At 65.2% G+C, this 23,314-nt stretch carries 24 protein-coding genes; 18 read left to right on the forward strand and 6 right to left on the reverse strand.

Features of this window, described 5'->3' with window-relative positions:
- Positions 1–94: 94 nt before the first annotated feature.
- From V0R62_RS18235 to purT, 5 genes are all read left to right on the forward strand, one after another.
- Positions 95–694, forward strand: coding sequence for a CoA pyrophosphatase (locus V0R62_RS18235; protein ID WP_330104738.1), 600 nt, complete (start codon positions 95–97; stop codon positions 692–694).
- Positions 695–739: 45 nt separating this feature from the next.
- Complete coding sequence (locus V0R62_RS18240; protein ID WP_050704193.1) at positions 740–1,264, forward strand: gamma carbonic anhydrase family protein; 525 nt, start codon at positions 740–742, stop codon at positions 1,262–1,264.
- The gene (locus V0R62_RS18245) at positions 1,254–1,451 is read left to right on the forward strand and encodes a DUF1289 domain-containing protein (RefSeq protein ID WP_330104739.1); all 198 of its coding nucleotides are present in this window, start codon (positions 1,254–1,256) and stop codon (positions 1,449–1,451) included. Before V0R62_RS18240 ends, V0R62_RS18245 begins: the two co-directional genes overlap by 11 nt.
- Before the next feature lie 86 nt (positions 1,452–1,537).
- Positions 1,538–2,005 (forward strand): VUT family protein, encoded by a 468-nt coding sequence (locus V0R62_RS18250; RefSeq protein ID WP_050704194.1) that lies wholly within the window; start codon positions 1,538–1,540, stop codon positions 2,003–2,005.
- A gap of 119 nt (positions 2,006–2,124) precedes the next feature.
- A complete protein-coding gene (purT, locus tag V0R62_RS18255; RefSeq protein ID WP_050704195.1) occupies positions 2,125–3,306 on the forward strand; it encodes a formate-dependent phosphoribosylglycinamide formyltransferase in 1,182 nt (393 codons plus the stop codon).
- Between the two features lie 136 nt (positions 3,307–3,442).
- Here the strand turns inward: purT and V0R62_RS18260 are convergent, their stop codons facing one another.
- The 3 genes from V0R62_RS18260 to V0R62_RS18270 form a co-directional block, all read right to left on the reverse strand.
- The gene (locus tag V0R62_RS18260) at positions 3,443–4,747 is read right to left on the reverse strand and encodes an MFS transporter (RefSeq protein WP_330104740.1); all 1,305 of its coding nucleotides are present in this window, start codon (positions 4,745–4,747) and stop codon (positions 3,443–3,445) included.
- A gap of 242 nt (positions 4,748–4,989) precedes the next feature.
- Positions 4,990–6,177, reverse strand: coding sequence for a transporter associated domain-containing protein (locus V0R62_RS18265; protein WP_330104741.1), 1,188 nt, complete (start codon positions 6,175–6,177; stop codon positions 4,990–4,992).
- Between the two features lie 9 nt (positions 6,178–6,186).
- Positions 6,187–6,996: a cytochrome C assembly family protein gene (locus V0R62_RS18270; RefSeq protein ID WP_050704198.1), complete on the reverse strand. Its 810-nt coding sequence runs from the start codon at positions 6,994–6,996 to the stop codon at positions 6,187–6,189.
- Between the two features lie 218 nt (positions 6,997–7,214).
- Between V0R62_RS18270 and ffh the strand changes: the two genes are divergently transcribed.
- The 6 genes from ffh to V0R62_RS18300 all read left to right on the forward strand — a co-directional run bounded on the left by ffh (position 7,215) and on the right by V0R62_RS18300 (position 11,274).
- Positions 7,215–8,591, forward strand: coding sequence for a signal recognition particle protein (gene ffh / locus V0R62_RS18275; RefSeq protein ID WP_028691590.1), 1,377 nt, complete (start codon positions 7,215–7,217; stop codon positions 8,589–8,591).
- Between the two features lie 232 nt (positions 8,592–8,823).
- A complete protein-coding gene (gene rpsP / locus V0R62_RS18280; protein ID WP_011535318.1) occupies positions 8,824–9,075 on the forward strand; it encodes a 30S ribosomal protein S16 in 252 nt (83 codons plus the stop codon).
- Positions 9,076–9,080: 5 nt separating this feature from the next.
- A complete protein-coding gene (gene rimM, locus V0R62_RS18285) occupies positions 9,081–9,617 on the forward strand; it encodes a ribosome maturation factor RimM (protein ID WP_028691589.1) in 537 nt (178 codons plus the stop codon).
- A gap of 3 nt (positions 9,618–9,620) precedes the next feature.
- A complete protein-coding gene (trmD, locus tag V0R62_RS18290) occupies positions 9,621–10,373 on the forward strand; it encodes a tRNA (guanosine(37)-N1)-methyltransferase TrmD (protein WP_028691588.1) in 753 nt (250 codons plus the stop codon).
- A 42-nt stretch (positions 10,374–10,415) separates the two neighbouring features.
- A complete protein-coding gene (rplS, locus tag V0R62_RS18295) occupies positions 10,416–10,766 on the forward strand; it encodes a 50S ribosomal protein L19 (RefSeq protein ID WP_011535315.1) in 351 nt (116 codons plus the stop codon).
- Positions 10,767–10,866: 100 nt separating this feature from the next.
- Positions 10,867–11,274 (forward strand): acyl-CoA thioesterase, encoded by a 408-nt coding sequence (locus V0R62_RS18300; protein ID WP_023629813.1) that lies wholly within the window; start codon positions 10,867–10,869, stop codon positions 11,272–11,274.
- 105 nt (positions 11,275–11,379) lie between these two features.
- Here V0R62_RS18300 and V0R62_RS18305 read toward each other — a convergent pair whose 3' ends face one another.
- Positions 11,380–13,200, reverse strand: a complete 1,821-nt coding sequence (locus V0R62_RS18305; protein WP_330104742.1) for a cation:proton antiporter — start codon at positions 13,198–13,200, stop codon at positions 11,380–11,382.
- Positions 13,201–13,268: 68 nt separating this feature from the next.
- On the opposite strand from V0R62_RS18305, the gene xerD reads away from it, so the two are divergent.
- The 5 genes from xerD (at position 13,269) to V0R62_RS18330 (ending at position 18,440) form a co-directional block, all read left to right on the forward strand.
- The gene (xerD, locus tag V0R62_RS18310; RefSeq protein ID WP_186713927.1) at positions 13,269–14,165 is read left to right on the forward strand and encodes a site-specific tyrosine recombinase XerD; all 897 of its coding nucleotides are present in this window, start codon (positions 13,269–13,271) and stop codon (positions 14,163–14,165) included.
- A gap of 154 nt (positions 14,166–14,319) precedes the next feature.
- Complete coding sequence (locus V0R62_RS18315) at positions 14,320–15,069, forward strand: thioredoxin fold domain-containing protein (protein ID WP_028691584.1); 750 nt, start codon at positions 14,320–14,322, stop codon at positions 15,067–15,069.
- 81 nt (positions 15,070–15,150) lie between these two features.
- Positions 15,151–16,455: a homoserine dehydrogenase gene (locus tag V0R62_RS18320; protein WP_050704206.1), complete on the forward strand. Its 1,305-nt coding sequence runs from the start codon at positions 15,151–15,153 to the stop codon at positions 16,453–16,455.
- A 54-nt stretch (positions 16,456–16,509) separates the two neighbouring features.
- Positions 16,510–17,919 (forward strand): threonine synthase, encoded by a 1,410-nt coding sequence (gene thrC / locus V0R62_RS18325; RefSeq protein ID WP_186735954.1) that lies wholly within the window; start codon positions 16,510–16,512, stop codon positions 17,917–17,919.
- Between the two features lie 155 nt (positions 17,920–18,074).
- The gene (locus V0R62_RS18330) at positions 18,075–18,440 is read left to right on the forward strand and encodes a response regulator (protein WP_330104743.1); all 366 of its coding nucleotides are present in this window, start codon (positions 18,075–18,077) and stop codon (positions 18,438–18,440) included.
- 253 nt (positions 18,441–18,693) lie between these two features.
- On the opposite strand, the gene V0R62_RS18335 is transcribed toward V0R62_RS18330, so the two are convergent.
- Together V0R62_RS18335 and V0R62_RS18340 are read right to left on the reverse strand one after the other, a co-directional pair.
- Entirely contained in the window at positions 18,694–19,572 is an 879-nt protein-coding gene (locus V0R62_RS18335; protein WP_330104744.1) for a TIGR02285 family protein, read from the reverse strand.
- A 10-nt stretch (positions 19,573–19,582) separates the two neighbouring features.
- The gene (locus V0R62_RS18340) at positions 19,583–20,782 is read right to left on the reverse strand and encodes a CaiB/BaiF CoA transferase family protein (protein ID WP_330104745.1); all 1,200 of its coding nucleotides are present in this window, start codon (positions 20,780–20,782) and stop codon (positions 19,583–19,585) included.
- A gap of 141 nt (positions 20,783–20,923) precedes the next feature.
- On the opposite strand from V0R62_RS18340, the gene V0R62_RS18345 reads away from it, so the two are divergent.
- Both V0R62_RS18345 and recJ read left to right on the forward strand, forming a co-directional pair.
- Positions 20,924–21,466 carry a YaeQ family protein gene (locus V0R62_RS18345; RefSeq protein ID WP_050704212.1) on the forward strand — a complete coding sequence of 181 codons (543 nt, stop codon included), beginning with the start codon at positions 20,924–20,926 and terminating at the stop codon, positions 21,464–21,466.
- A gap of 30 nt (positions 21,467–21,496) precedes the next feature.
- Positions 21,497–23,206: a single-stranded-DNA-specific exonuclease RecJ gene (gene recJ, locus V0R62_RS18350; RefSeq protein ID WP_330104746.1), complete on the forward strand. Its 1,710-nt coding sequence runs from the start codon at positions 21,497–21,499 to the stop codon at positions 23,204–23,206.
- Positions 23,207–23,314: the final 108 nt, after the last annotated feature.

The following is a 23,314-nucleotide window of genomic DNA, read 5'->3' on the forward strand; positions in this document are numbered from 1 at the left end:
GGCCCGCCCACCGCAAGCGGCCTGCGGGCGGGGCTTGGGTGCCTCGCGGCTTTGGTGCATCATGCACGGCAGGCCTTGGACACGAGAGTGCGTAATGCTGGACGAGCTTCTTCGCCGAATGAGCAACCATACCCCCGCGTCACTGGAGACGGACCGCCGTTTCCCCGAAGCGGCGGTGTTGCTGCCCATTACCCGCAGCGAAGAGCCGGAGCTGGTGTTGACCCTGCGCGCCAAGGGCCTGTCGACCCACGGCGGCGAAGTCGCCTTCCCCGGTGGCCGACGCGATCCGGAAGACCCCGACCTGGTGTTTACCGCCCTGCGCGAGGCCGAGGAAGAAATCGGCCTGCCGCCCGGGCTGGTCGAGGTGATCGGGCCGCTCAGCCCGGTGATCTCGCTGCACGGCCTGAAGGTGACACCGTTCGTCGGTTTGATCCCCGACTATGTCGAGTACCGCGCCAACGACGCGGAAATTGCCGCGGTGTTCACCGTGCCGTTGGAATTCTTCCGCCAGGACCCTCGTGAACATACCCATCGCATCGACTACCAGGGACGCAGTTGGTACGTGCCCAGCTACCGCTACGGCGACTACAAGATCTGGGGGTTGTCGGCGATCATGATCGTCGAACTGGTCAATCTGTTGTTCGATGCCGGCATCAGCCTGCACCAGCCACCCGAGCGTTTCATCAAGAACTGAGCGGGGCACACCCCGCCACCGGCGTTCAACCGTGAGGAGCGATACATGAAATACCGCCTGGGCGACCTGCGGGTCGAGACCCATCCCGAGAGTTGGACCGCGCCCAACGCCACGCTGATCGGCAAGGTGCGCCTGCAGGCTCGCGCCAGCGTCTGGTTCGGCGCGGTGCTGCGTGGCGACAACGAACTGATCGACATCGGCGAGGACAGCAACGTCCAGGACGGCACGGTGATGCACACTGACATGGGTTCGCCGCTTAACATCGGGCGAGGCGTGACCATCGGCCACAACGCCATGCTGCATGGCTGCACGGTCGGCGACTACAGCCTGATCGGCATCAACGCGGTGATTCTCAACGGGGCGCGGATCGGCAAGCATTGCATCATCGGCGCCAACGCGCTGATCCCCGAAGGCAAGGAAATTCCCGACGGTTCGCTGGTGATGGGCTCGCCGGGCAAGGTGGTGCGCGAGCTGACCGAGCAGCAGAAGCGCATGCTTGAGGCCAGCGCCGCGCACTACGTGCACAACGCCCAGCGCTACGCGCGCGAGCTGGTGATCGATGAAGACTGACGAACGGCCCGTGGCCTCGCCCTGCGTCAGCATCTGCGCGCTGGACGAGCAGGATATCTGCACCGGGTGCCAGCGCACGGTGGACGAGATCACCCGCTGGGGGCGGATGGACAACGAACAGCGCCGGGAGGTGCTGAAGAAGTGCCATGAGCGGGCGCTGGCGGCGGGGCTGGTGACTGGCCTGTAATACTGACGCCCGTGGCGTGGGAGCGGGCTTGTCCCGCGATGGGGCCGGCGCTAATCTGTGCGGCTGGCCCACCGAACGCAAAGATCATGTTCTATCTCATCGCCTACATCAGCAGCGTGGTGCTGATCAACTACGCCTTTTCCAGCGCGCCGCACCTGGACGTGATCTGGTCCGCCTGGGGCGGATTGGTGTTCATCCTGCGCGACATGGTGCAGACCCGCTATGGCCACGGCGCGCTGCTGGCCATGCTGGTGGCGCTGGTGCTGTCCTACGCGACGTCGGAGCCGGCCATCGCCCTGGCCAGCGCCACCGCGTTCTTCGTCTCCGAGCTGATCGACTGGCTGGTGTTCAGCGTCACCCGTCGGCCCCTGCGCGACCGCCTGTGGCTGAGTTCGGCGCTGAGCATTCCGGTGGACACCTTCATCTTCTTCGGCATGATCGGCGCGCTGACCCCGGCGGTGATCGGCACCGCGTTGGCCTCGAAGTTCGCCGGGGTCACGGCGGTGTGGTTGATCATGGCCTGGCGGGCACGGCGCGCGGCGCTGGCCGGCTGATCATCGTCGCGGCTATCGCGGGGCAAGCCCGCTCCCACGGAATCTTGTAGAATACCGGTCCATTTTTCAGCGGGCGGCAGCCAGCGTGGCGCGGCCCCGGACGCCTTCGAGGACCTGAAATGACCCGTATCGGAACCCCATTGTCGCCTACCGCGACCCGTGTACTGCTTTGCGGCTGCGGCGAGCTGGGCAAGGAAGTGGTGATCGAGCTGCAGCGCCTGGGTGTCGAGGTGATTGCCGTGGACCGTTACGCCAACGCGCCGGCCATGCAGGTCGCGCACCGCAGCCACGTGATCAACATGCTCGACGGCGTCGCCCTGCGCGCGGTGATCGAGGCCGAGAAGCCGCACTACATCGTGCCCGAGATCGAGGCCATCGCCACCGCCACCTTGGTCGAGTTGGAAAACGAAGGCTTCAACGTGGTGCCCACTGCCCGCGCCACCCAGCTGACCATGAACCGCGAAGGCATCCGCCGCCTGGCAGCCGAAGAGCTCGACCTGCCGACTTCGCCGTATCACTTCGCCGACACCTACGAGGACTACGCCAAGGCCGTGGCCGACCTGGGCTACCCGTGCGTGGTCAAGCCGGTGATGAGCTCCTCGGGCAAGGGCCAGAGCCTGCTGCGCGGCGACGATGACCTGCGCAAGGCCTGGGACTACGCCCAGGAAGGCGGCCGCGCTGGCAAGGGCCGGGTGATCATCGAGGGCTTCATCGACTTCGAGTACGAGATCACCCTGCTGACCGTGCGCCATGTGGGTGGCACCACCTTCCTCGCGCCGGTCGGCCACCGTCAGGAGAAGGGCGATTACCAGGAATCCTGGCAGCCCCAGGCCATGAGCCCGAAGGCGCTGGCCGAGTCGCAGCGAGTGGCCCAGGCGGTCACCGATGCGCTGGGCGGGCGTGGCCTGTTCGGCGTGGAGCTGTTCGTCAAGGGCGATCAGGTGTGGTTCAGCGAGGTCTCGCCGCGTCCCCACGACACCGGTCTTGTGACCTTGATTTCCCAGGACCTGTCGCAGTTCGCCCTGCATGCCCGGGCCATTCTCGGCCTGCCGATCCCGGTGGTGCGTCAGTTCGGCCCGTCGGCTTCGGCGGTGATCCTGCCGGAAGGCCAGTCGCAGCAGACCAGCTTCGCCAACCTCGGCGCCGCCCTGAGCGAGCCGGATACCGCCATTCGCCTGTTCGGCAAGCCGGAGATCAACGGCACCCGCCGCATGGGCGTGTGCCTAGCCCGCGACGAGTCGGTCGAGGCCGCCCGGGCCAAGGCGACCCGTGCTTCGCAGGCGGTCAAGGTCGAGTTCTGATCTGAGATTGCTGGGGGCGCCTTGCGCCCCTTTCCGGCCGGTCCGACGCCTCGGCAAGGCCGCTCCTACAGGGGTTACGCGATCCTTGTAGGAGCGGCCTTGTGCCGCGAAAGGGCTGCAAAGCAGCCCCAAGGGTTCAAAGTGCTGTATCACGGGTTTCTTTGAGGCACAAAACAGCAATCAGACTGATCACCGCCGCGACCGACACATACCCCCCCACCCAGCTCAACCCCCCCATGCTCACCAGCTTCTGGGCAAAGAACGGTGCCGCCGAGGCGCCGACGATGCCGCCCAGGTTGTAGGCCGCCGAGGCGCCGGTGTAGCGCACATGGGTCGGGAACAGCTCGGGCAGCAGCGCGCCCATCGGTGCGAAGGTCACCCCCATCAGGAACAGCTCGATGGCCAGGAACAGCGCCACGCCCGTGGTCGAACCTGAGGTCAGCAGCGGTTCCATGGTGAAGCCCGAGGCGATCGCCAGCAGGCCGCCGACCACCAGCACCGGCTTGCGCCCGTAACGGTCACTGAGCCAGGCCGACAGCGGCGTGGCCAGGGCCATGAATATCACGGCGAAGCACAGCAGGCCGAGGAAGGTCTCGCGGCTGTAGCCGAGGGTGGTCACGCCGTAGCTGAGCGAGAACACCGTGGAGATGTAGAACAGCGCGTAGCACACCACCATGGCCGCGGCGCCCAGCAGGGTCGGCAGCCAGTAGCGGGCGAACAGGTCGACCACCGGCATCTTCACCCGCTCGTGACGGGCGACCGCCTTGGCGAACACCGGGCTTTCTTCCAGTTTCAGGCGCACGTACAGGCCGACCAGCACCAGCGCCGCGCTGAGCAGGAACGGAATGCGCCAGCCCCATTCGCGGAACTGCTCGTCGCTGAGCAGCAGGGCCAGGGTGAGGAACAAACCGTTGGCGGCGAGAAAGCCGATCGACGGGCCCAACTGCGGGAACATGCCGAACCAGGCGCGCTTGCCCTGGGGGGCGTTCTCGGTGGCCAGCAGTGCCGCGCCGCCCCATTCGCCGCCCAGCCCCAGGCCCTGGCCGAAGCGCAGCAGGCAGAGAATGATCGGGGCCCAGACACCGATGCTGTCATAGCCGGGCAGCACACCGATCAGCGTGGTGGACACGCCCATCAGCAGCAGCGAGGCGACCAGCGTCGACTTGCGCCCGATGCGGTCGCCGAAGTGGCCGAACAGCGCCGAGCCCAGCGGGCGGGCAAGGAAGGCGATACCGAAGGTGAGGAAGGCCGCGAGCATCTGCGCGGTGCCGGAGCCGGACGGGAAGAACACCGGCCCGATCACCAGCGCGGCGGCGGTGGCGTAGACGTAGAAATCGTAGAACTCGATGGCGGTGCCGATGAAGCTGGCGGTGGCCACCCGGGCCGGCGAATTGACCGGTGTTGCCGAGGCAGGTTCGGCGTAGGTGCTGCTGGTAGTCATGCGAAGGTCCCTGACAGTCATGCTCCATGGGGCACGGCCCATGTGACGGGCACACGGGAGCCGGAGCGTATTGTTGTTGGTCGCGCGACTGACGATAGCCCAGGGGATAGGCGGTGAGCGGTTGCTGTTCGGGGTGCTGAAGCAGGACCGCGGGGCGTGTCAGTGGTGCGGACTGGCCGTCGGGCGCCTGGTGCGGGTAGCGGGCGGGACGGCAGGGCTGGGTAAGCGTGTTTCGAGTATAGCTATCGAGTCAGTGTCCAGACCAGTACCTTGCTTGCGCAATTATCCTCGGTTTCGAGGATTTCCAGCCGATATCTGCCAATTTTCAGGCAGACCGCGCTTGCCGGGATACTTTCCAGCGCCTCGGTGACCAGGCCGTTGAGGGTTTTCGGCCCGCCGTCGCAGGGCAGGTGCCAGCCAAGGGTGCGGTTGATCTCGCGCAGCGAGGCGGTCCCTTCGATGACGAAGCGGCCGTCGGGTTGGGGATGGACGTGGGGGTTGTCCAGGCTCTGCTCGTCCTCGAACTCGCCGACGATCTCCTCGAGGATGTCCTCCAGGGTAACGATGCCCAGCACCTCCCCGTATTCGTCCACCACCACGCCCATGCGCCGCTGCTGCTTGTGGAAGTTCAGCAACTGCATCTGCAACGGCGTGCTTTCGGGGACGAAGTAGGGTTCGTAGCAGGCCGCCTGGAGTTTCTCCGGGGTCAGTTCGGCCCGTGGCAGCAGGTGGCTGATCAGCTTGGTGTTGAGTACCGCTTCGACCTGGTTGATGTCGTTGTGGTAGACCGGCAGGCGGGTGTGACGGCTGACAATCAACTGCTCGATGATGCGCTCGATGGGATCGTCGAGGTTGATGCCGTCGACTTCGTTGCGTGGCACCAGAATGTCGTTGACGGTGATCTTGTCCAGCGCCTGCAGGCCTTCCAGCAGGCCGTTGCGGGCGTTGTCGACCGGGCCGTCCTCGTCGAAGTCGTCGTCTGCCTGCGGGTGCAGGGCCACAGCGGTGGGCTGCACGCGGAACGGGCGCAGGATCAGCCTGGCGCAGCCATCGAGCAGGCATCCCAGCGGCTGCAGCAGCGCCAGTGGCCACTTCAGCAGGTTGCCGCCCAGGCTCAGGAAGGCTTGCGGGTCGCGGCGGGCCAGGCGGCGCGGCAGGAAGTCGGCGAGCACCAGCAGGGTGAAGGTGGCCCCGAGGCCGGCCAGCCAGAAACCGTGCTCACCGTCGTAGCGCTGGCCGATCAGGCAGGCCAGGCCCAGCACCAGCAGCTTGCCGAGGCTGGCGCCGAGCACCAGACCCTGGGCGGGGAAGGTGGAGTCGCCCTGGCCAGCGGCTTGCTGGCGGGCGCTGTCGACCGCGGTGAACAGCGCCGACCACAGCAGCGCCAGTGCGATGATGCCGAGCAGCGGGGCGTACGGCAAGGTGTCCATGGGCGGCCGTCAGATATGCAGGATGAATTCGCGGACCAGCTTGCTGCCGAAATAGGCCAGCATCAGCAGGCAGAAGCCGGCCAGGGTCCAGCGGATCGCCTTGTGGCCGCGCCAGCCAAGGCGTGTGCGGCCCCACAGCAGCACGCTGAACACGACCCAGGCCACGCAGGCCAGCAGGGTCTTGTGCACCAGGTGCTGGGCGAACAGGTTATCGAGGAACAGCCAGCCGGAGATCAGCGACAGCGACAGCAGCACCCAGCCGGCCCAGAGGAAGCCGAACAGCAGGCTTTCCATGGTCTGCAGCGGCGGGAAGTTGCGGATCAGCCCGGACGGATGCTTGTGCTTGAGCTGGTGGTCCTGCAACAAAAGCAGCAGGGCCTGGAACACGGCGATGGTGAACAGGCCGTAGGCCAGGATCGACAGCAGGATATGCGCGAGGATGCCGGGCTCTTCGTTGATCAGCGGCACCGTGCCGGGCGGGGCGAACTGGGCCAGCAGCGCGGTCACCGCGCCGAGCGGGAACAGCAGTACCAGCAGGTTCTCCACCGGGATGCTCAGGCAGGCGAGCAAAGTCAGGCCGATCACCGCCACGGCGATCAGGCTGGCGGCGCTGAAGAAGTCCAGGCTCAGGCCCAGGGGCGTGATCAGCTGGAAGAACAGGGCGCCGCCCTGGGCGACCACCGCCAGGGTGCCGAGCAGGCCCAGCAGCCGTTTGTCGGCGCGGGCGCCACGGGCCAGTCCGGTGGCCTGGTAGACGGTCGCGGCCAGATAAAGGAAGGCGGCGAGCAGATTGGGGATGAGGCTGGGTGAAGAGAACATAAGTCCTGGCAGGCAAGCCCTAAAGGGACGGAGTTTGGCATAGATCGCGGTGGGCAAGGAAGACTGCGTGTCAATCGCGGGGCAAGCCGGTGGTCCCGAGCGAGGTGTGCGTAGGAAGCAGTCTCCGCTATAATCGCCGCCTTGCTCTGCCCGGCGCGTGTACATGTTCACCTGGGCATCTGAAAAACCTCGGCTCCACTGGGCCTGAAAGGATCACCATGTTCGAAAACCTGACCGACCGCCTGTCACAGACGCTGCGCCATGTCACCGGCAAGGCCAAGCTGACCGAAGACAACATCAAGGACACGCTGCGCGAAGTGCGCATGGCCCTGCTCGAGGCCGACGTCGCCCTGCCGGTGGTCAAGGATTTCGTCAACAGTGTCAAGGAGCGCGCGGTCGGCACCGAAGTGTCGCGCAGCCTGACCCCGGGCCAGGCCTTCGTGAAGATCGTCCAGGCCGAGCTGGAAAGCCTGATGGGCGCGGCCAACGAAGAGCTGACCCTCAACGCCGCGCCACCCGCCGTGGTGCTGATGGCCGGTCTGCAAGGCGCCGGTAAGACCACCACCGCCGGCAAGCTGGCGCGTCACCTGAAAGAGCGCAAGAAGAAGAGCGTGATGGTGGTGTCGGCCGACGTCTACCGTCCGGCGGCGATCAAGCAGCTCGAAACCCTCGCCAACGACATCGGCGTGACCTTCTTCCCGTCGGATATCAGCCAGAAACCGGTGGCCATCGCCGAGGCGGCGATCCGCGAAGCCAAGCTCAAGTTCATCGACGTGGTGATCGTCGACACTGCCGGCCGCCTGCATGTCGACGCCGACATGATGGACGAGATCAAGGCGCTGCATGCCGCGGTCAAGCCGATCGAGACCCTGTTCGTGGTCGACGCCATGACCGGCCAGGACGCGGCCAACACCGCCAAGGCCTTCGGCGACGCCCTGCCGCTGACCGGCGTGGTGCTGACCAAGGTCGACGGCGACGCCCGTGGCGGTGCCGCGCTGTCGGTGCGCGCCATCACCGGCAAGCCGATCAAGTTCATCGGCATGGGCGAGAAGACCGAGGCCCTCGAGCCGTTCCACCCGGATCGTATCGCCTCGCGCATTCTCGGCATGGGCGACGTGCTCAGCCTGATCGAGCAGGCCGAGCAGAACATCGACAAGGCCAAGGCCGACAAGCTGGCCAAGAAGCTGAAGAAGGGCAAAGGCTTCGACCTCGAGGACTTCCGCGACCAGCTGCAACAGATGAAGAACATGGGCGGCCTGGGCGGCCTGATGGACAAGCTGCCGAGCATCGGTGGCGTGAACCTGTCGCAGATGGGCAATGCCCAGGGCGCGGCCGAGAAGCAGTTCAAGCAGATGGAAGCGATCATCAACTCCATGACGCCGGCCGAGCGTCGCGACCCCGACCTGATCAGCGGTTCGCGCAAGCGCCGCATTGCCCTGGGTTCCGGCACCCAGGTGCAGGACATCGGCCGCTTGATCAAGCAGCACAAGCAGATGCAGAAGATGATGAAGAAATTCTCCGCCAAGGGCGGCATGGCCAAGATGATGCGTGGCCTTGGCGGGATGCTGCCGGGTGGCGGCATGCCGAAACTGTAAAAGAATCCGGTGGGCTTCCTTATATGAGGAAGCCCGCCAGACCCCCGCTACGGCGGGATCATGGCCGCCGCGAGGTGGCCCAAACCGGCAGGACTGAGCGGCAGGCCCCGGCCTTGCCGAAAAAGGCATTTGCAAATGTCCGTGTATTCCCCGAGAATATGCGGCCTTTTGGGCACCCGTGTGCCCATTGGGCATTCAGTTTTGCAGCACCGACTATAGGAACGATGTTCACATGGTAACCATTCGTCTGGCCCGTGGCGGCTCGAAAAAGCGCCCATTCTACCACCTGACCGTGACCAACTCGCGTAACGCCCGTGACGGCCGTTTCGTTGAGCGCGTTGGCTTCTTCAACCCGATCGCATCGGGCGCCGAAGTCAAGCTGTCGGTCAACCAAGAGCGCGTCACCTACTGGCTGAGCCAGGGCGCACAGCCGTCTGAGCGCGTTGCTCAGCTGCTGAAGGAAGCTGCCAAGGCTGCAGCCTGAGCAGTATGAACGCGACGCCAGAAAAGGCTGACGACCTCATCGTCGTTGGCAAGATTTTTTCGGTTCACGGCGTTCGCGGCGAGGTGAAGGTGTATTCCTTTACCGATCCGATTGAAAACCTGTTGGATTATCCGCGCTGGACGCTCAAGCACGAAGGCAAGGTAAAACAGGTCGAGCTGGTCAGCGGTCGTGGCTCCCAAAAGGGCCTGGTCGTGAAACTCAAAGGCCTCGATGATCGTGATGAAGCCCGTCTTCTGAGCGGTTACGAAATCTGCATCCCGCGGAGCCTTTTGCCCAACCTGGCAGCCGACGAGTACTACTGGTACCAGTTGGTAGGCCTGAAGGTCATCAATCAGGACGAACAACTGTTCGGCAAGATCGATCACCTGTTGGAGACCGGCGCGAACGATGTAATGGTGGTCAAGCCCTGCGCAGGCAGCCTGGATGATCGCGAGCGTCTGTTGCCCTATACCGGGCAATGCGTGCTGGCAATCGACCTGGAAGCAGGCGTGATGCGGGTTGAGTGGGACGCGGACTTCTAGACGATGGGTAACCTTCGCGTAGACGTCATCACGTTGTTCCCCGAGATGTTCTCGGCCATCACGGAGTATGGCATTACCAGCCGCGCGGTGAAACAGGGGTTGCTTCAGGTGACTTGCTGGAACCCGCGGGACTACACCACAGATCGCCACCATACCGTGGATGATCGGCCGTTTGGCGGTGGTCCGGGCATGGTGATGAAGATCAAGCCTCTGGAAGACGCCCTGGTAAGCGCCAGGCAGGCGACCGGAGCATCGGCAAAGGTGATCTACCTTTCGCCACAAGGCCGCAAGCTGACCCAGCAGGCGGTCAAAGGCCTGGCCGAACAGGAATCGTTGATCCTGATCGCCGGTCGTTATGAAGGCATCGACGAGCGCTTTATCGAGGCTCATGTCGATGAGGAGTGGTCGATTGGCGACTATGTGCTTTCCGGTGGCGAGCTGCCGGCCATGGTACTGATCGATGCGGTTACACGGCTGCTGCCCGGAGCTTTAGGGCATGTGGACTCGGCGGAGGAAGACTCTTTCACCGACGGTCTGCTGGATTGCCCGCACTACACCCGACCTGAGGTGTATGCGGATCAGCGTGTTCCCGACGTGTTGCTAAGTGGCAACCATGCACATATCCGGCGTTGGCGGATGAAGCAGTCCCTTGGTAGGACCTTCGAACGACGCGCCGATCTTCTGGAAAGTCGCTCGCTTTCTGGAGAAGAGAAGAAGCTGCTCGAGGAATACATCCGCGAGCGGGACGATAGTTAAACGTATCGATGGTGGATCAAGTATCCATCTTAGGAGCACAGCATGACCAACAAGATCATCCAGCAGCTCGAAGCCGAGCAGATGAGCAAAGAGATCCCGACCTTCGCACCAGGCGACACCGTTGTCGTCCAGGTTAAAGTGAAGGAAGGCGACCGCTCGCGTCTGCAGGCGTTCGAAGGCGTCGTTATCGCCAAGCGTAACCGCGGTCTGAACAGCGCCTTCACCGTGCGCAAGATCTCCAGCGGCGTTGGCGTAGAGCGTACCTTCCAGACCTACAGCCCGCAGATCGACAGCCTGGCCGTGAAACGTCGTGGTGACGTGCGTAAAGCCAAGCTGTACTACCTGCGCGACCTGTCCGGCAAAGCCGCTCGCATCAAGGAAAAACTGTCCTGAGTACAGTTTGCCTGGCGGCCTAGGCCGCCTTGCGAGAAAAAAGCAGCCTTCGGGCTGCTTTTTTGCTTTCTGAAACCCGCCCTTGCGATGTGACCCGAAAATGACCACCCGAGACCAGGAAATCCAGCGCCGCACCGAGCTGTCGGTGACCCGCGTGACCAAGGCGGTGTTCCCCAACACTACCAACCACCACAACACCTTGTTCGGCGGCACCGCCCTGGCGTGGATGGACGAAGTGTCGTTCATCGCCGCCACCCGATTCTGCCGGTTGCCGCTGGTGACCGTGTCCACCGACCGCATCGACTTCAAGCACCCGATCCCGGCCGGTTCGATCGTCGAGCTGGTGGGCACGGTGATCAAGGTCGGCAACACCAGCCTGCAGGTGCAGGTGGATGTGTTCGTCGAGAACATGTACCTCGATGGCCGCGAGCGGGCGATCCATGGCGTGTTCAGCTTCGTCGCCATCGACGAGGACAAGCGCCCGGTGCCGGTGCTGCCGTTGGCCTGATTGCCCTCGCGTTGGTTTGACGCGTTCCTGTAGGAGCGGCTTCAGCCGCGATCACCCGCAACGCGGGTGCCAGGCATTCATCGCGGCTAAAGCCGCTTCTGCAGGTCAATGCGCCACAGGCTGCTCGGTCAGCTCCGGCTCCACCAGCGCCACCAGTGTCCATCCAGGCTGCGGCTTGAGCGGATTGTCCGGGCTGGCCACATGCACCCAGCCTTGCCCGTCCCGGGCGAACAGCAGCGTGGCCCGCGGGCCATGCAGTTGCTGGTACTCTTCCCAGCCGAAGGCCTCGGTCAGCGTGGTGCTGTACAGCTCGGCACCCTGGTGCAGCAGTTTAGCCAGTTGCCCATAGGTCATCGGGCTCGACCCGAGCAATTGCCCGCGATGCTCCTCGCTGGCCCGGTGCTTGTCGCTGCGCTGTTTTTCCAGGCCGCTGGCCAGTACGAACAGCCGGGCCTGGCCGAAGTCATGGCGAAAGCGCGCGCAGGCCAGGGCATTGAGTTCGCCCGCCGGTGACAGCCCCAGCAGATGGCCCAGGCCGACCAGGTCAAGGTGGGCGTCGGCGTGCTGCGAGGCGGGGTTGCCGAAGTAGGTCGGCAGGTTGTCCATGCGCGCGGCGCGGATGTTCTCCCAGCTCGAGTCGGTCAGCAGCACCCGACAGCCCAGTTGCTGCAGGGCCTTGGCGATGACCCTCGCCGGTGGGTTGGCGCCGACCACGAGGAACCCGCTCGGCGCGGGTTCAGCCACCTTCAGCAGGCGCGCCAGGGGCCTGGCGGTGGCGCTTTGCAGCACCACGGTGCCGATGATCACGGCGAAGGTTAGCGGCACCAGCAGCAGCGCGCCGTCGTGCCCGGCCTGGTCCAGGCGAATGGCGAAGATCGCCGACACGGCCGCGGCTACAATGCCCCGTGGCGCGATCCAGGCCAGCAACGCCCGTTCCCGCCAGCTCAGCGGCGAGCCCAGGGTCGACAGCAGGACGTTCAGCGGCCGTGCCAGCAACTGGATCACCAGCAGCAGCGCCAGTACTGCCGGCCCCAGGGCCAGCAGCGCGTGCAGGTCGAGCCGCGCGGCCAGGAGGATGAACAGCCCGGAGATCAGCAGCACGCTGAGGTTCTCCTTGAAATGCAGGATCTGCCGCACGTCCACGCCGGGCATGTTGGCCAGCCACATGCCCATGACCGTGACCGCCAGCAGGCCCGATTCGTGGACGATCTGGTTGGCGGCGATGAAGATGCCCAGCACCGCCGCCAGCGAGGCCAGGTTGTGCAGGTATTCCGGCAGCCACTGCTCGCGCATGACCTGCCCGAGCAGCCAGCCACCGGCAACGCCCAGCGCGCTGCCGCAGAAGATCACCCCGGCAAAGGTCGCCAGGCTGTGGCTCAGGCCCTCGCCAGCGGCGCTGGCGATGATGAAGCTGTACACCACCACCGCCAGCAGCGCGCCGATCGGGTCGATGACGATGCCTTCCCAGCGCAGGATGTTGGCGATCGCCGCCTTTGGCCGCACTACCCGCAGCATGGGCACGATCACCGTGGGGCCGGTGACCAGGGTCAGGGTGCCGAACAGGATCGCCAGCGGCCAGTCGAAACCCAGCAGCCAGTGGGTGGCCAGGGCGATCACCAGCCAGGTGCTCAGCGCGCCGACGGTGACCAGGCGATGCACCACACTGCCGATCTCGCGCCATTGCGACAGGTGCAGGGTCAGGCTGCCCTCGAACAGGATCAGCGCCACCGCCAGCGACACCAGCGGCATCAGCAGCGGGCCGAACAGCGCCTGCGGCTGCAGCCAGCCCAGCACGGGCCCTGCGAGGATGCCGCACAGCAGCAGGAAGAGGATCGCCGGCAGCTTCAGGCGCCAGGCCAGCCATTGGCAGAGCAGGGCGGCGGCACCGATGCCACCGACACTCAAAAGAATCTGCTGTTCGTTCACGCGGGCTCCCTCTGCATGCCGTGTTATGAAAGACTAAGCGTCATTTCGTCGTTTGCCACCGAGTCTTCATGCCTGCACTGGACCACCCCCTGATCGACCAGTTCCTCGATGCCCTCTGGCTGGAGAAGGGGCTGTCCGACAACACCCGCGCTTCGTACCGCAGCGACCTGGCGCTGTTCAATGGCTGGCTGCAGGAGCATGGCGTGGCACTGCCCGATGCCGGGCGCGAGCTGATCCTCGACCACCTGGCCTGGCGTTTCGACCAGGGCTACAAGCCGCGTTCGACCGCGCGTTTTCTTTCCGGGGTACGTGGGTTCTTCCGTTACCTGCTGCGCGAGCGGCTGGTCGCGGTCGATCCGACGCTGCAGGTGGACATGCCGCAACTGGGCCGGCCCCTGCCCAAGTCGCTGTCGGAGGCCGATGTCGAGGCCCTGCTGCAGGCGCCGGACCTCGGCGAGGCCATCGGCCAGCGCGACCGCGCCATGCTCGAGGTGCTCTATGCCTGTGGCCTGCGGGTGACCGAGCTGGTCAGCCTGACCCTGGACCAGGTCAACCTGCGCCAGGGCGTGCTGCGGGTGATGGGCAAGGGCAGCAAGGAACGCCTGGTGCCGATGGGCGAGGAGGCGGTGGTGTGGATCGAGCGCTACCTGCGCGATGGCCGCGCCGAGCTGCTGGGCGGGCGCCCCAGCGACGTGCTGTTCCCCAGCCAGCGCGGCGAGCAGATGACCCGCCAGACCTTCTGGCACCGCATCAAGCACCAGGCGCGGGTGGCCGGCATCGACAAGCCGCTGTCGCCACACACGCTGCGCCACGCCTTTGCCACGCACCTGCTCAACCATGGCGCCGACCTGCGCGTGGTGCAGATGCTGCTGGGCCACAGCGACCTGTCCACCACGCAGATCTACACCCATGTGGCCAAGGCGCGGCTGCAGCAGTTGCACGCCGAACACCATCCACGTGGATGAATGCTTTTCATGTTCCGCCGACCGGTGCCTGAGTACCCCTACTGCGCCAGTTTGTTGTGGTAGGCTTGGACGGTTTGTTGCAAGGGCCGAATGTTCGCCACCCGCCAGGGTCAAGCAACGCCCCCACGGCCCCGTCCGCCTTCAGGAGTACCCCATGCGCGTGACCCAGATTTTCGCCGCCGCCGCCCTGGCGTTGGCCAGTACCTTTGCCGTCGCCGCGGCCACCGATGCCAACGCCGGTGCCGAGCAGGCGATCCGCAAGTCCTTGCAGAACCTCGAGCTGGAAGTGCCGGTCGAGAGCGTCAGCAGCAGCCCGCTCAATGGCCTGTACGAAGTCAAGCTGCAGGGCGGTCGCGTGCTGTACGCCAGTGCCGACGGACAGTTCGTCATGCAGGGCTACCTGTTCCAGATCCAGGACGGCAAGCCGGTCAACCTCACCGAGAAGACCGAGCGCCAGGGCATTGCCAAGCTAATCAACGGCATTCCGGTCGGCGAGATGGTGGTCTACCCGGCCAAGGGTGAAACCAAGTCGCACATCACCGTGTTCACCGACACCACTTGCCCGTATTGCCACAAGCTGCACGCCGAAGTGCCGGAGCTCAACCGCCGTGGTATCGAAGTGCGCTATGTCGCCTTCCCGCGTCAGGGCCTGGGTTCGCCGGGTGACGAGCAGCTGCAGGCGGTATGGTGCTCCAGCGATCGCCGCGCGGCGCTGGACAAGATGGTCGACGGCAAGGAGATCAAGGCCGCCAAGTGCGCCAACCCGGTCAGCAAGCAGTTCCAGCTGGGCCAATCGATTGGTGTAAATGGCACGCCGGCGATCGTTCTACAGAATGGCCAGGTGATTCCGGGTTACCAGCCGGCGCCGCAAGTGGCCAAGCTGGCCCTGGCCGAGAGCAAGTAATCAATTCAGACGCCGTCGTCATGGGGTGACGGCATGTTTCACGGTCGGCGCAGGTGCCGGCCGTTCTATGGGGAGTTCACAGTGAAACCGGTCAAAGTAGGCATCTGTGGGTTGGGGACCGTCGGTGGCGGAACCTTCAATGTACTTCAGCGCAACGCCGAGGAGATCGCCCGCCGTGCCGGGCGCGGTATTGAAGTGGCACAGATTGCCATGCGCTCGCAGAACCCGAACTGCCAGATTACCGGTACCCCCATTACCGCTGATGTGTTCGAAGTTGCGAGCAACCCTGAGATCGATATCGTCATCGAGCTGATCGGCGGCTACACCATCGCCCGCGACCTGGTGCTCAAGGCCATCGAAAACGGCAAGCACGTGGTCACCGCCAACAAGGCGCTGATCGCCGTGCACGGCAACGAGATCTTCGCCAAGGCCCGCGAGAAGGGCGTCATCGTCGCCTTCGAAGCCGCCGTGGCCGGCGGCATCCCGGTGATCAAGGCGATCCGCGAGGGCCTGTCGGCCAACCGCATCAACTGGCTGGCCGGGATCATCAACGGCACCGGCAACTTCATCCTCACCGAGATGCGCGACAAGGGCCGCGCCTTCCCCGACGTGCTGGCCGAGGCCCAGGCGCTGGGTTATGCCGAGGCCGACCCGACCTTCGACGTCGAAGGCATCGACGCCGCGCACAAGCTGACCATCCTGGCGTCCATCGCCTTCGGCATCCCGCTGCAGTTCGACAAGGCCTACACCGAGGGCATCACCCAGCTGACCACCGCCGACGTCAACTACGCCGAGGCCCTGGGCTACCGTATCAAGCACCTGGGCGTGGCCCGTCGCACCGCCGACGGCATCGAGCTGCGGGTGCACCCGACGCTGATCCCCAACGATCGCCTGATCGCCAACGTCAACGGCGTGATGAACGCGGTGATGGTCAACGGCGACGCCGCCGGTTCCACCCTGTACTACGGTGCCGGTGCTGGCATGGAGCCGACCGCGTCGTCGGTGGTTGCCGACCTGGTCGACGTGGTTCGCGCCATGACTTCCGACCCGGAGAACCGCGTGCCGCACCTGGCCTTCCAGCCGGACGCGCTGTCGGCCCACCCGATCCTGCCGATCGAAGCCTGCGAAAGTGCCTACTACCTGCGCATCCAGGCCAAGGACCACCCGGGCGTGCTGGCCCAGGTCGCCAGCATCCTCTCGGAGCGCGGCATCAACATCGAGTCGATCATGCAGAAGGAAGCTGAGGAACAGGATGGCCTGGTACCGATGATCCTGCTGACCCACCGTGTGGTCGAGCAGCGCATCGACGACGCCATCGTCGCCCTGGAAGCGCTCCAGGACGTGATCGGCAAGGTCGTGCGCATCCGCGTCGAACAGCTCAATTAATTCCGGCGGCGGGCCGCGGCGGCGGCCCGCGCCCAGCATCGAAGGTTTGCACCCATGCGCTATATCAGTACCCGCGGCCAGGCTCCGGCCCTGAACTTCGAAGACGTCCTGCTGGCGGGCCTCGCCAGCGACGGCGGCCTGTACGTGCCCGAGAACCTGCCGCGCTTCACCCAGGAAGAAATCGCCTCCTGGGCGGGCCTGCCGTACCACGAACTGGCTTTCCGGGTGATGCGCCCGTTCGTCGACGGCAGCATTGCCGACGCCGACTTCAAGAAGATCCTCGAAGAGACCTACGGCAACTTCGCTCACGCCGCGGTCGCGCCGCTGCGCCAGCTCAACGGCAACGAGTGGGTGATGGAGCTGTTCCACGGCCCGACCCTGGCCTTCAAGGACTTCGCCCTGCAGCTGCTTGGCCGTCTGCTCGACCATGTGCTGGTCAAGCGCGGCGAGCGTGTGGTGATCGTCGGCGCCACCAGCGGTGACACAGGTTCCGCCGCCATCGAAGGCTGCCGCCGTTGCGACAACGTCGACATCTTCATCCTGCACCCGCACCAGCGCGTGTCGGAAGTGCAACGCCGGCAGATGACCACCATCCTCGGCGACAACATCCACAACATCGCCATCGAAGGCAACTTCGACGACTGCCAGGAAATGGTCAAGGCCAGCTTCGCCGACCAGTCGTTCCTCAAGGGCACCCGCCTGGTGGCGGTGAACTCGATCAACTGGGCGCGGATCATGGCCCAGATCGTCTACTACTTCCACGCAGCCCTGCAGCTCGGTGGCCCGGCACGTTCGGTGGCGTTCTCGGTGCCGACCGGCAACTTCGGCGACATCTTCGCCGGCTACCTGGCGCGCAACATGGGCCTGCCGATCAGCCAGTTGGTAGTGGCGACCAACCGCAACGACATCCTGCACCGCTTCATGAGCGGCAACCAGTACGTCAAGGATTCCCTGCACCCGACCCTGTCGCCGTCGATGGACATCATGGTCTCGTCCAACTTCGAGCGCCTGCTGTTCGACCTGCACGGTCGCAATGGCGCCGCGGTTGCCCAGCTGATGGACACCTTCAAGCAAGGCGGCGGCTTCAGCGTCGAGCAGGATCGCTGGACCGAGGCGCGCAAGCTGTTCGACTCGCTGGCGGTCACTGACGAGCAGACCTGCGAGACCATCGCCGAGGTGTTCAAGGCCACCGGTGAAGTCCTCGATCCGCACACCGCGATCGGCGTCAAGGCCGCCCGCGAGTGCCGCCGCAGCCTGGACACGCCGATGGTGGTGCTGGGCACCGCGCACCCGGTCAAGTTCCCCGAGGCGGTGGAGAAGGCCGGTGTCGACAAGGCCCTGGAGTTGCCGGCGCACCTGAGCGATCTGTTCAGCCGCGAGGAGCGCTGCACGGTGTTGGCCAACGACCTGAAGACCGTCCAGGCCTTTGTCAGCCAGCATGGCAACCGCGGCAAGCCGCTGTAAGGCCAGATCCGCACGAGAAAGCCCGTCCTTGACGGGCTTTTTTGTGTCTGTCACGCACAGGCTTGAGATTTCAGATTTTTCCCATGTAGTCAGATGCATCCCCCTACTAAAGTGGTTGCTCCAACCTATAAGGCTCACTGCTCCAAGGGGGGCACATGCGTCAGCTCAATGTCCTTATCCACCAGGCCCGGCCCTACTATCAGATGGTGTTGCACCAGGCCTTCAATGCCCAGGGCGTGTACAACGTCCGGCTTACCGATGACGTGGCGGCCGCGACAGCGTTGCAGCGGCCGGTGGATGTGCTGGTGCTCGATCAGGGCATGCCCAGGCGTCATGCCCGGCGCCTGTTCAAGTACCTGGTGCAGGCCTCCTGTGCGGGAGGGCTGCTGTTTGTCGGGTGTGCCGGCGCAGGGGATATCGACCTGGCGCTCGAGGCGCGCCAGCATGGCTTGAACGTGCTGGCGGAGTTGTCCTGGCCGATGTCGATGGTGGGGTTGGAGCAGGCCTTGGAGCGCCTCTAGCCGGCCGCAGGCTGAGGGCATCCGCTACAGGCCGCATGCACCCTGTGTGATCGCGCCCTGCAACATCAACGACAGATGCACGGAACCTTTGCCTGACAGGCCCATCAGAATCAGCAAGGGCCGTCTGATGGTGCTTTGCTCCGGTACCGTCCAGGCTGTCACTGGAAGTCCCACGGGCTTTCGCTTGACCCCGGTCGTCCTCCCCAGCGGCCGGGGTTTCTTTTTGCCTTGAACCTGGGTTTGCCTGGGCGCGTCAGCGCATCGGCGGTTCGCCTTGCTCGAAGAAGTGTCGGGCCTGCTCCAGGTAGTCCTCCTGCAGCCCAGGGTCCAGCCAGTGGGCGTAGAGTTCGGGCAAGGTATCGCGACGCAGGGTCGGCAGGAGCTGGTCGATATGGGTGATCGCCTCGCGCCCCAGAGGCGTGTCCGAGCAGCCTATGTGCAGGAACTGGTAACGGTTCACGCCAAGGATGGGGTGGAAACTGTAGTCGTCCAGCGAGCCATTCTGCTGCTGGATCAGGTAACGCATCTCCGGCCAGTAGCCGAGCACCAGTTGCAGGCGCCCCAATTGCTGCATCTGCAGCAGGCTGGCCGTGGCATCGTTGCCGTAGTGACGGCTGAAGGCGCTATCGGGCAGTTGCCGCAGGACCTCGTCGACCTGCGCGCTGTAGCTGCGTTCGGCGACGATCCCCAGCTTGAGGCGGGTTTCGGCGAGCAAGCGCTGCAGGTCGACCTGCTGGCCTTGCAGATAAGGGGCCAGTAGCGCCTGGTCTTGCTTGCGCACGATCAGACCACTGCTCAGCACGCCCAGCGATGGCTGGGAGAAGTGCACGTACCTGGCGCGCTCGGGCGTCCACAGCAGGGTCGGGTCGCAGGTGAAGCTGGGCTCCTGGAGCATCTGCAGGCCCCGGGCCCGATTGACCCGGACGATGTTGTGGTCGTACTCGGGCATCCGGGCGATCAGCATCGGCAGCAGCTGATCAATCACCCCCTGGCCCTTGGCCGGCCCTTCGAAGATGGTGAACGGCGGCAGGTCGCGCACCAGCCATAGCAGGCGTTCCCTTGCCTCGGCCACCTGCCCCGCGAGTGCGGTCAGCAACAGGCAGAGCACGATGGGCAGATGGCGGATACCCATGGGGCGTGGGTCAGACCGTACCGGCCGCGCGCAGGCGGGCAATGGCGGCTGTGTCGTAGCCCAGGCTGGCCAGTACCGTGGCCGTATGTTCGCCCAAGGCCGGGCCGACCCACTCGGCGGACCCGGGGGTGTCGGACAGCTTGGGCACGATGCCCGGCATCTTGAAGGGCTTGCCGTCTGGCAGTTGTGCCTGGAGGAACATCTCCCGGGCGAGGAATTGCGGATCGCCCAGCATGTCCTCGGCGGAGTAGATGCGGCTGGCCGGCACCTCGGCATCGTTCAACGTCTGCATCACCTCGGTCAGCGGCAGGGCGTTGACCCAGCGGTCGATGACTCCGTACAGCTCATCACGGCGTGCATCACGGCCGTCGTTGGTGGCCAGGGTCTCATCGTTGGCCAGGTCGTCGCGGCCGATGGCCTGCATGAAACGCTTGAAGATCGCGTCGCCGTTGGCGCCGATTTGCACGTGACGGCCATCGGCGCTGGTGTGGATGCAGGAGGGGGTGATGCCCGGCATGATGTTGCCGGTGCGTTCGCGGATGAAACCGAACACGTCGAACTCCGGCACCATGCTCTCCATCATGGCGAAGATCGCCTCGTACAGCGCCACATCCACCACCTGGCCCGCGCCCCCGTTGACCTCTCGATGACGCAGGGCCATCAGCGCGCCGATCACGCCCCACAGGGCGGCAATGGAGTCGCCGATGGAGATCCCGGTACGTACCGGCGGGCGGTCCTCGAAACCGGTGATGTAGCGCAACCCGCCCATGGACTCGCCGACCGCGCCGAAGCCCGGTTGGTCCTTCATCGGCCCGGTCTGGCCAAAGCCCGACAGGCGCACCATGACCAGGCGCGGGTTGAGGGCATGGAGCACGTCCCAGCCCAGCCCCAGCTTCTCCAGCACGCCGGGGCGGAAGTTCTCGATCAGGATATCGGCGTCGGCCAGCAGGCGCTTGAGCACGTCGCGGCCATCCGGGTGCTTGAGGTTGAGGGTCAGCGACTGCTTGTTGCGCGCCTGGACGAACCACCACAGCGAGGTGCCTTCATAGAGCTTGCGCCACTTGCGCAGCGGGTCGCCGCCATCGGGGGATTCGACCTTGATCACCTCGGCGCCGAATTCGGCGCAGATCCGCGAGGCGAACGGGCCGGCGATCAGGGTGCCGAGCTCGATGACTTTCAGGCCGGCGAGGGGTTTGCTGGGCGTAGGCATGGGGCATCCGTGGCGGCTGGGCGTGAGGGCAGGTTGTATCACAGCTCGGCGGTGGCAGGTATATCGGCGTTGTCTGATCCGACGCTGGCGCCCGGGATCAGTTAGACTGTGCGACTTTCTCCCGCAAGAAGCCTTCTGCCCATGGCCCAGCCGTCCACCACCTACAAGTTCGAACTGAATCTGACCGACCTCGACCGCGGCGTGTACGAGAACGTCCGCCAGACCATCGCCCGTCACCCGTCGGAAACCGAGGAGCGCATGGCCGTGCGCCTGCTGGCCTATGCCCTCTGGTACAACGAGCAGCTGTCCTTCGGTCGCGGCCTGTCGGACGTCGATGAGGCGGCCCTGTGGGAAAAGAGCCTGGACGACCGCATCCTGCACTGGATCGAAGTCGGCCAGCCCGACGCCGACCGCCTGACCTGGTGCTCGCGGCGGACCGAGCGCACCAGCCTGTTGGCCTACGGCAGCTTGCGCGTTTGGGAAAACAAGGTGCTCGGCGCAGTCAAGGGCCTGAAGAACCTGAGCATCGCCGCCGTGCCGCAGGACGTGCTGGAGGTCCTTGCCACCGACATGCCGCGCACCATCAAGTGGGATGTGATGATCAGCGAAGGCACGGTGTTCGTCACCGACGACCGTGGCCAGCACGAAGTGCAACTGCAGTGGCTGCTCGGCGAGCGCGGCTGACCTGATTCACAGCGGATTATCGAAGACCCCATGCGTATCGAACCTCGTCCCCTGCCGTCGCCCCTGCCATTGCTGGGCAACCTGCCACCCCTGCTGACCCGTCTGTACGCCGCCCGTGGCGTGCAGTCCGAGGCTGAACTGGACAAGAGCCTGGCACGTCTGCTGCCGTTCCAGCAGCTCAAGGGCATCGATGCGGCGGTGGACCTGCTGGTCGAGGCGCTCGACCAGCGCCAGCGCATTCTCATCGTCGGTGACTTCGACGCCGACGGTGCCACCGCCAGCACTGTTGGCGTGCTTGGCCTGCGCCTGCTGGGCGCGGCGCATGTCGACTACCTGGTGCCCAATCGCTTCGAGTACGGCTATGGCCTGACCCCAGAGATTGTTGAGGTCTCCCTGCAGCGCCAACCGCAGTTGCTGATCACCGTGGACAACGGTATCTCCAGCGTCGACGGCGTGGCAGCGGCCAAGGCTGCGGGGCTCAAGGTGCTGGTCACCGACCACCACCTGCCGGGCGAGCAGTTACCCGCCGCCGATGCCATCGTCAACCCGAACCAGCCGGGGTGCGGGTTCCCGAGCAAGTCCCTGGCTGGCGTGGGGGTGATCTTCTACGTGCTGATGGCCCTGCGCGCGCGCCTGCGCAGCCTGGGGCGCTACGAGACGCAGCCGCAGCCGAACATCGGCGAGCTGCTCGACCTGGTGGCGCTGGGCAGCGTCGCCGACGTGGTGCCGCTGGACGCCAACAACCGCATCCTGGTGCATCAGGGGCTGGAGCGTATCCGTGCTGGTCGTGCCAGACCTGGGCTCAAGGCCATCCTCGAGGTGGCGCGGCGCGATCATCGACGCCTCACCTCCACCGACCTGGGATTCATCCTCGGCCCTCGGCTCAATGCCGCCGGGCGCCTGGACGACATGAGCCTGGGCATCGAATGCCTGCTGTGCGACGACGCGGCGCTGGCGCTGGACATGGCCCAGCAGCTCGACGGCCTGAACCAGGACCGCAAGTCCATCGAGCAGGGCATGCAGCGCGAGGCGCTGGCCCAGCTCAAGGACCTGCCGGTCGAGTCCATGCCCTATGGCCTGTGCCTGTTCGACGCCGACTGGCACCAGGGCGTGATCGGTATCCTCGCCTCGCGGTTGAAGGAGCGTTACCACCGTCCGACCATCGCTTTCGCTGACGCGGGGGATGGGATGCTCAAGGGGTCGGCGCGTTCGGTGCCGGGGTTCCATATCCGTGACGCGCTGGATGCCGTGGCGGCGCGGCACCCGGCCCTGATCAGCAAGTTTGGCGGGCACGCCATGGCGGCCGGGTTGTCGTTGCCGGCCGAGCATTTCCCTGCATTCGCCGAGGCATTCGATGAAGAGGTGCGCCGGCAACTGCGTGAGGAGGACCTGACCGGTCGGCTGTTGTCGGATGGCTCCCTGGCGGTCGAAGAATTTCACCTGGAGCTGGCGCGGGCATTGCGCAATGCCGGGCCCTGGGGGCAGCACTTTCCCGAGCCGTTGTTCCACGGGGTGTTTCAGCTGGTCGAGCAACGCGTCGTGGGGGAGCGCCACCTGAAAGTGGTGCTCAAGAGCGAATGCGGAGCGGTGCGTCTGGACGGTATCGCCTTCGGCATCGATCGCGAGGTCTGGCCGAACCCTACGGTGCGCTGGGTAGAGCTGGCCTACAAGCTGGATGTCAATGAGTTTCGCGGGAACGAGAGCGTGCAGTTGATGATTGCCCACATGGAGGCACGCTGATCCTGGCGTAGTGGGTCGATTGGGACGCACAGGGATTAGCGCATACCGCCCGGCGGGTCTGCCGCCAGGCCCCAGACTCGGTTATACTCGCGGGCTTTTCACCGAATT

The sequence above is a fragment of the Pseudomonas carassii genome, assembly GCF_036324045.1.
GTDB classification, from domain to species: domain Bacteria; phylum Pseudomonadota; class Gammaproteobacteria; order Pseudomonadales; family Pseudomonadaceae; genus Aquipseudomonas; species Aquipseudomonas peradeniyensis.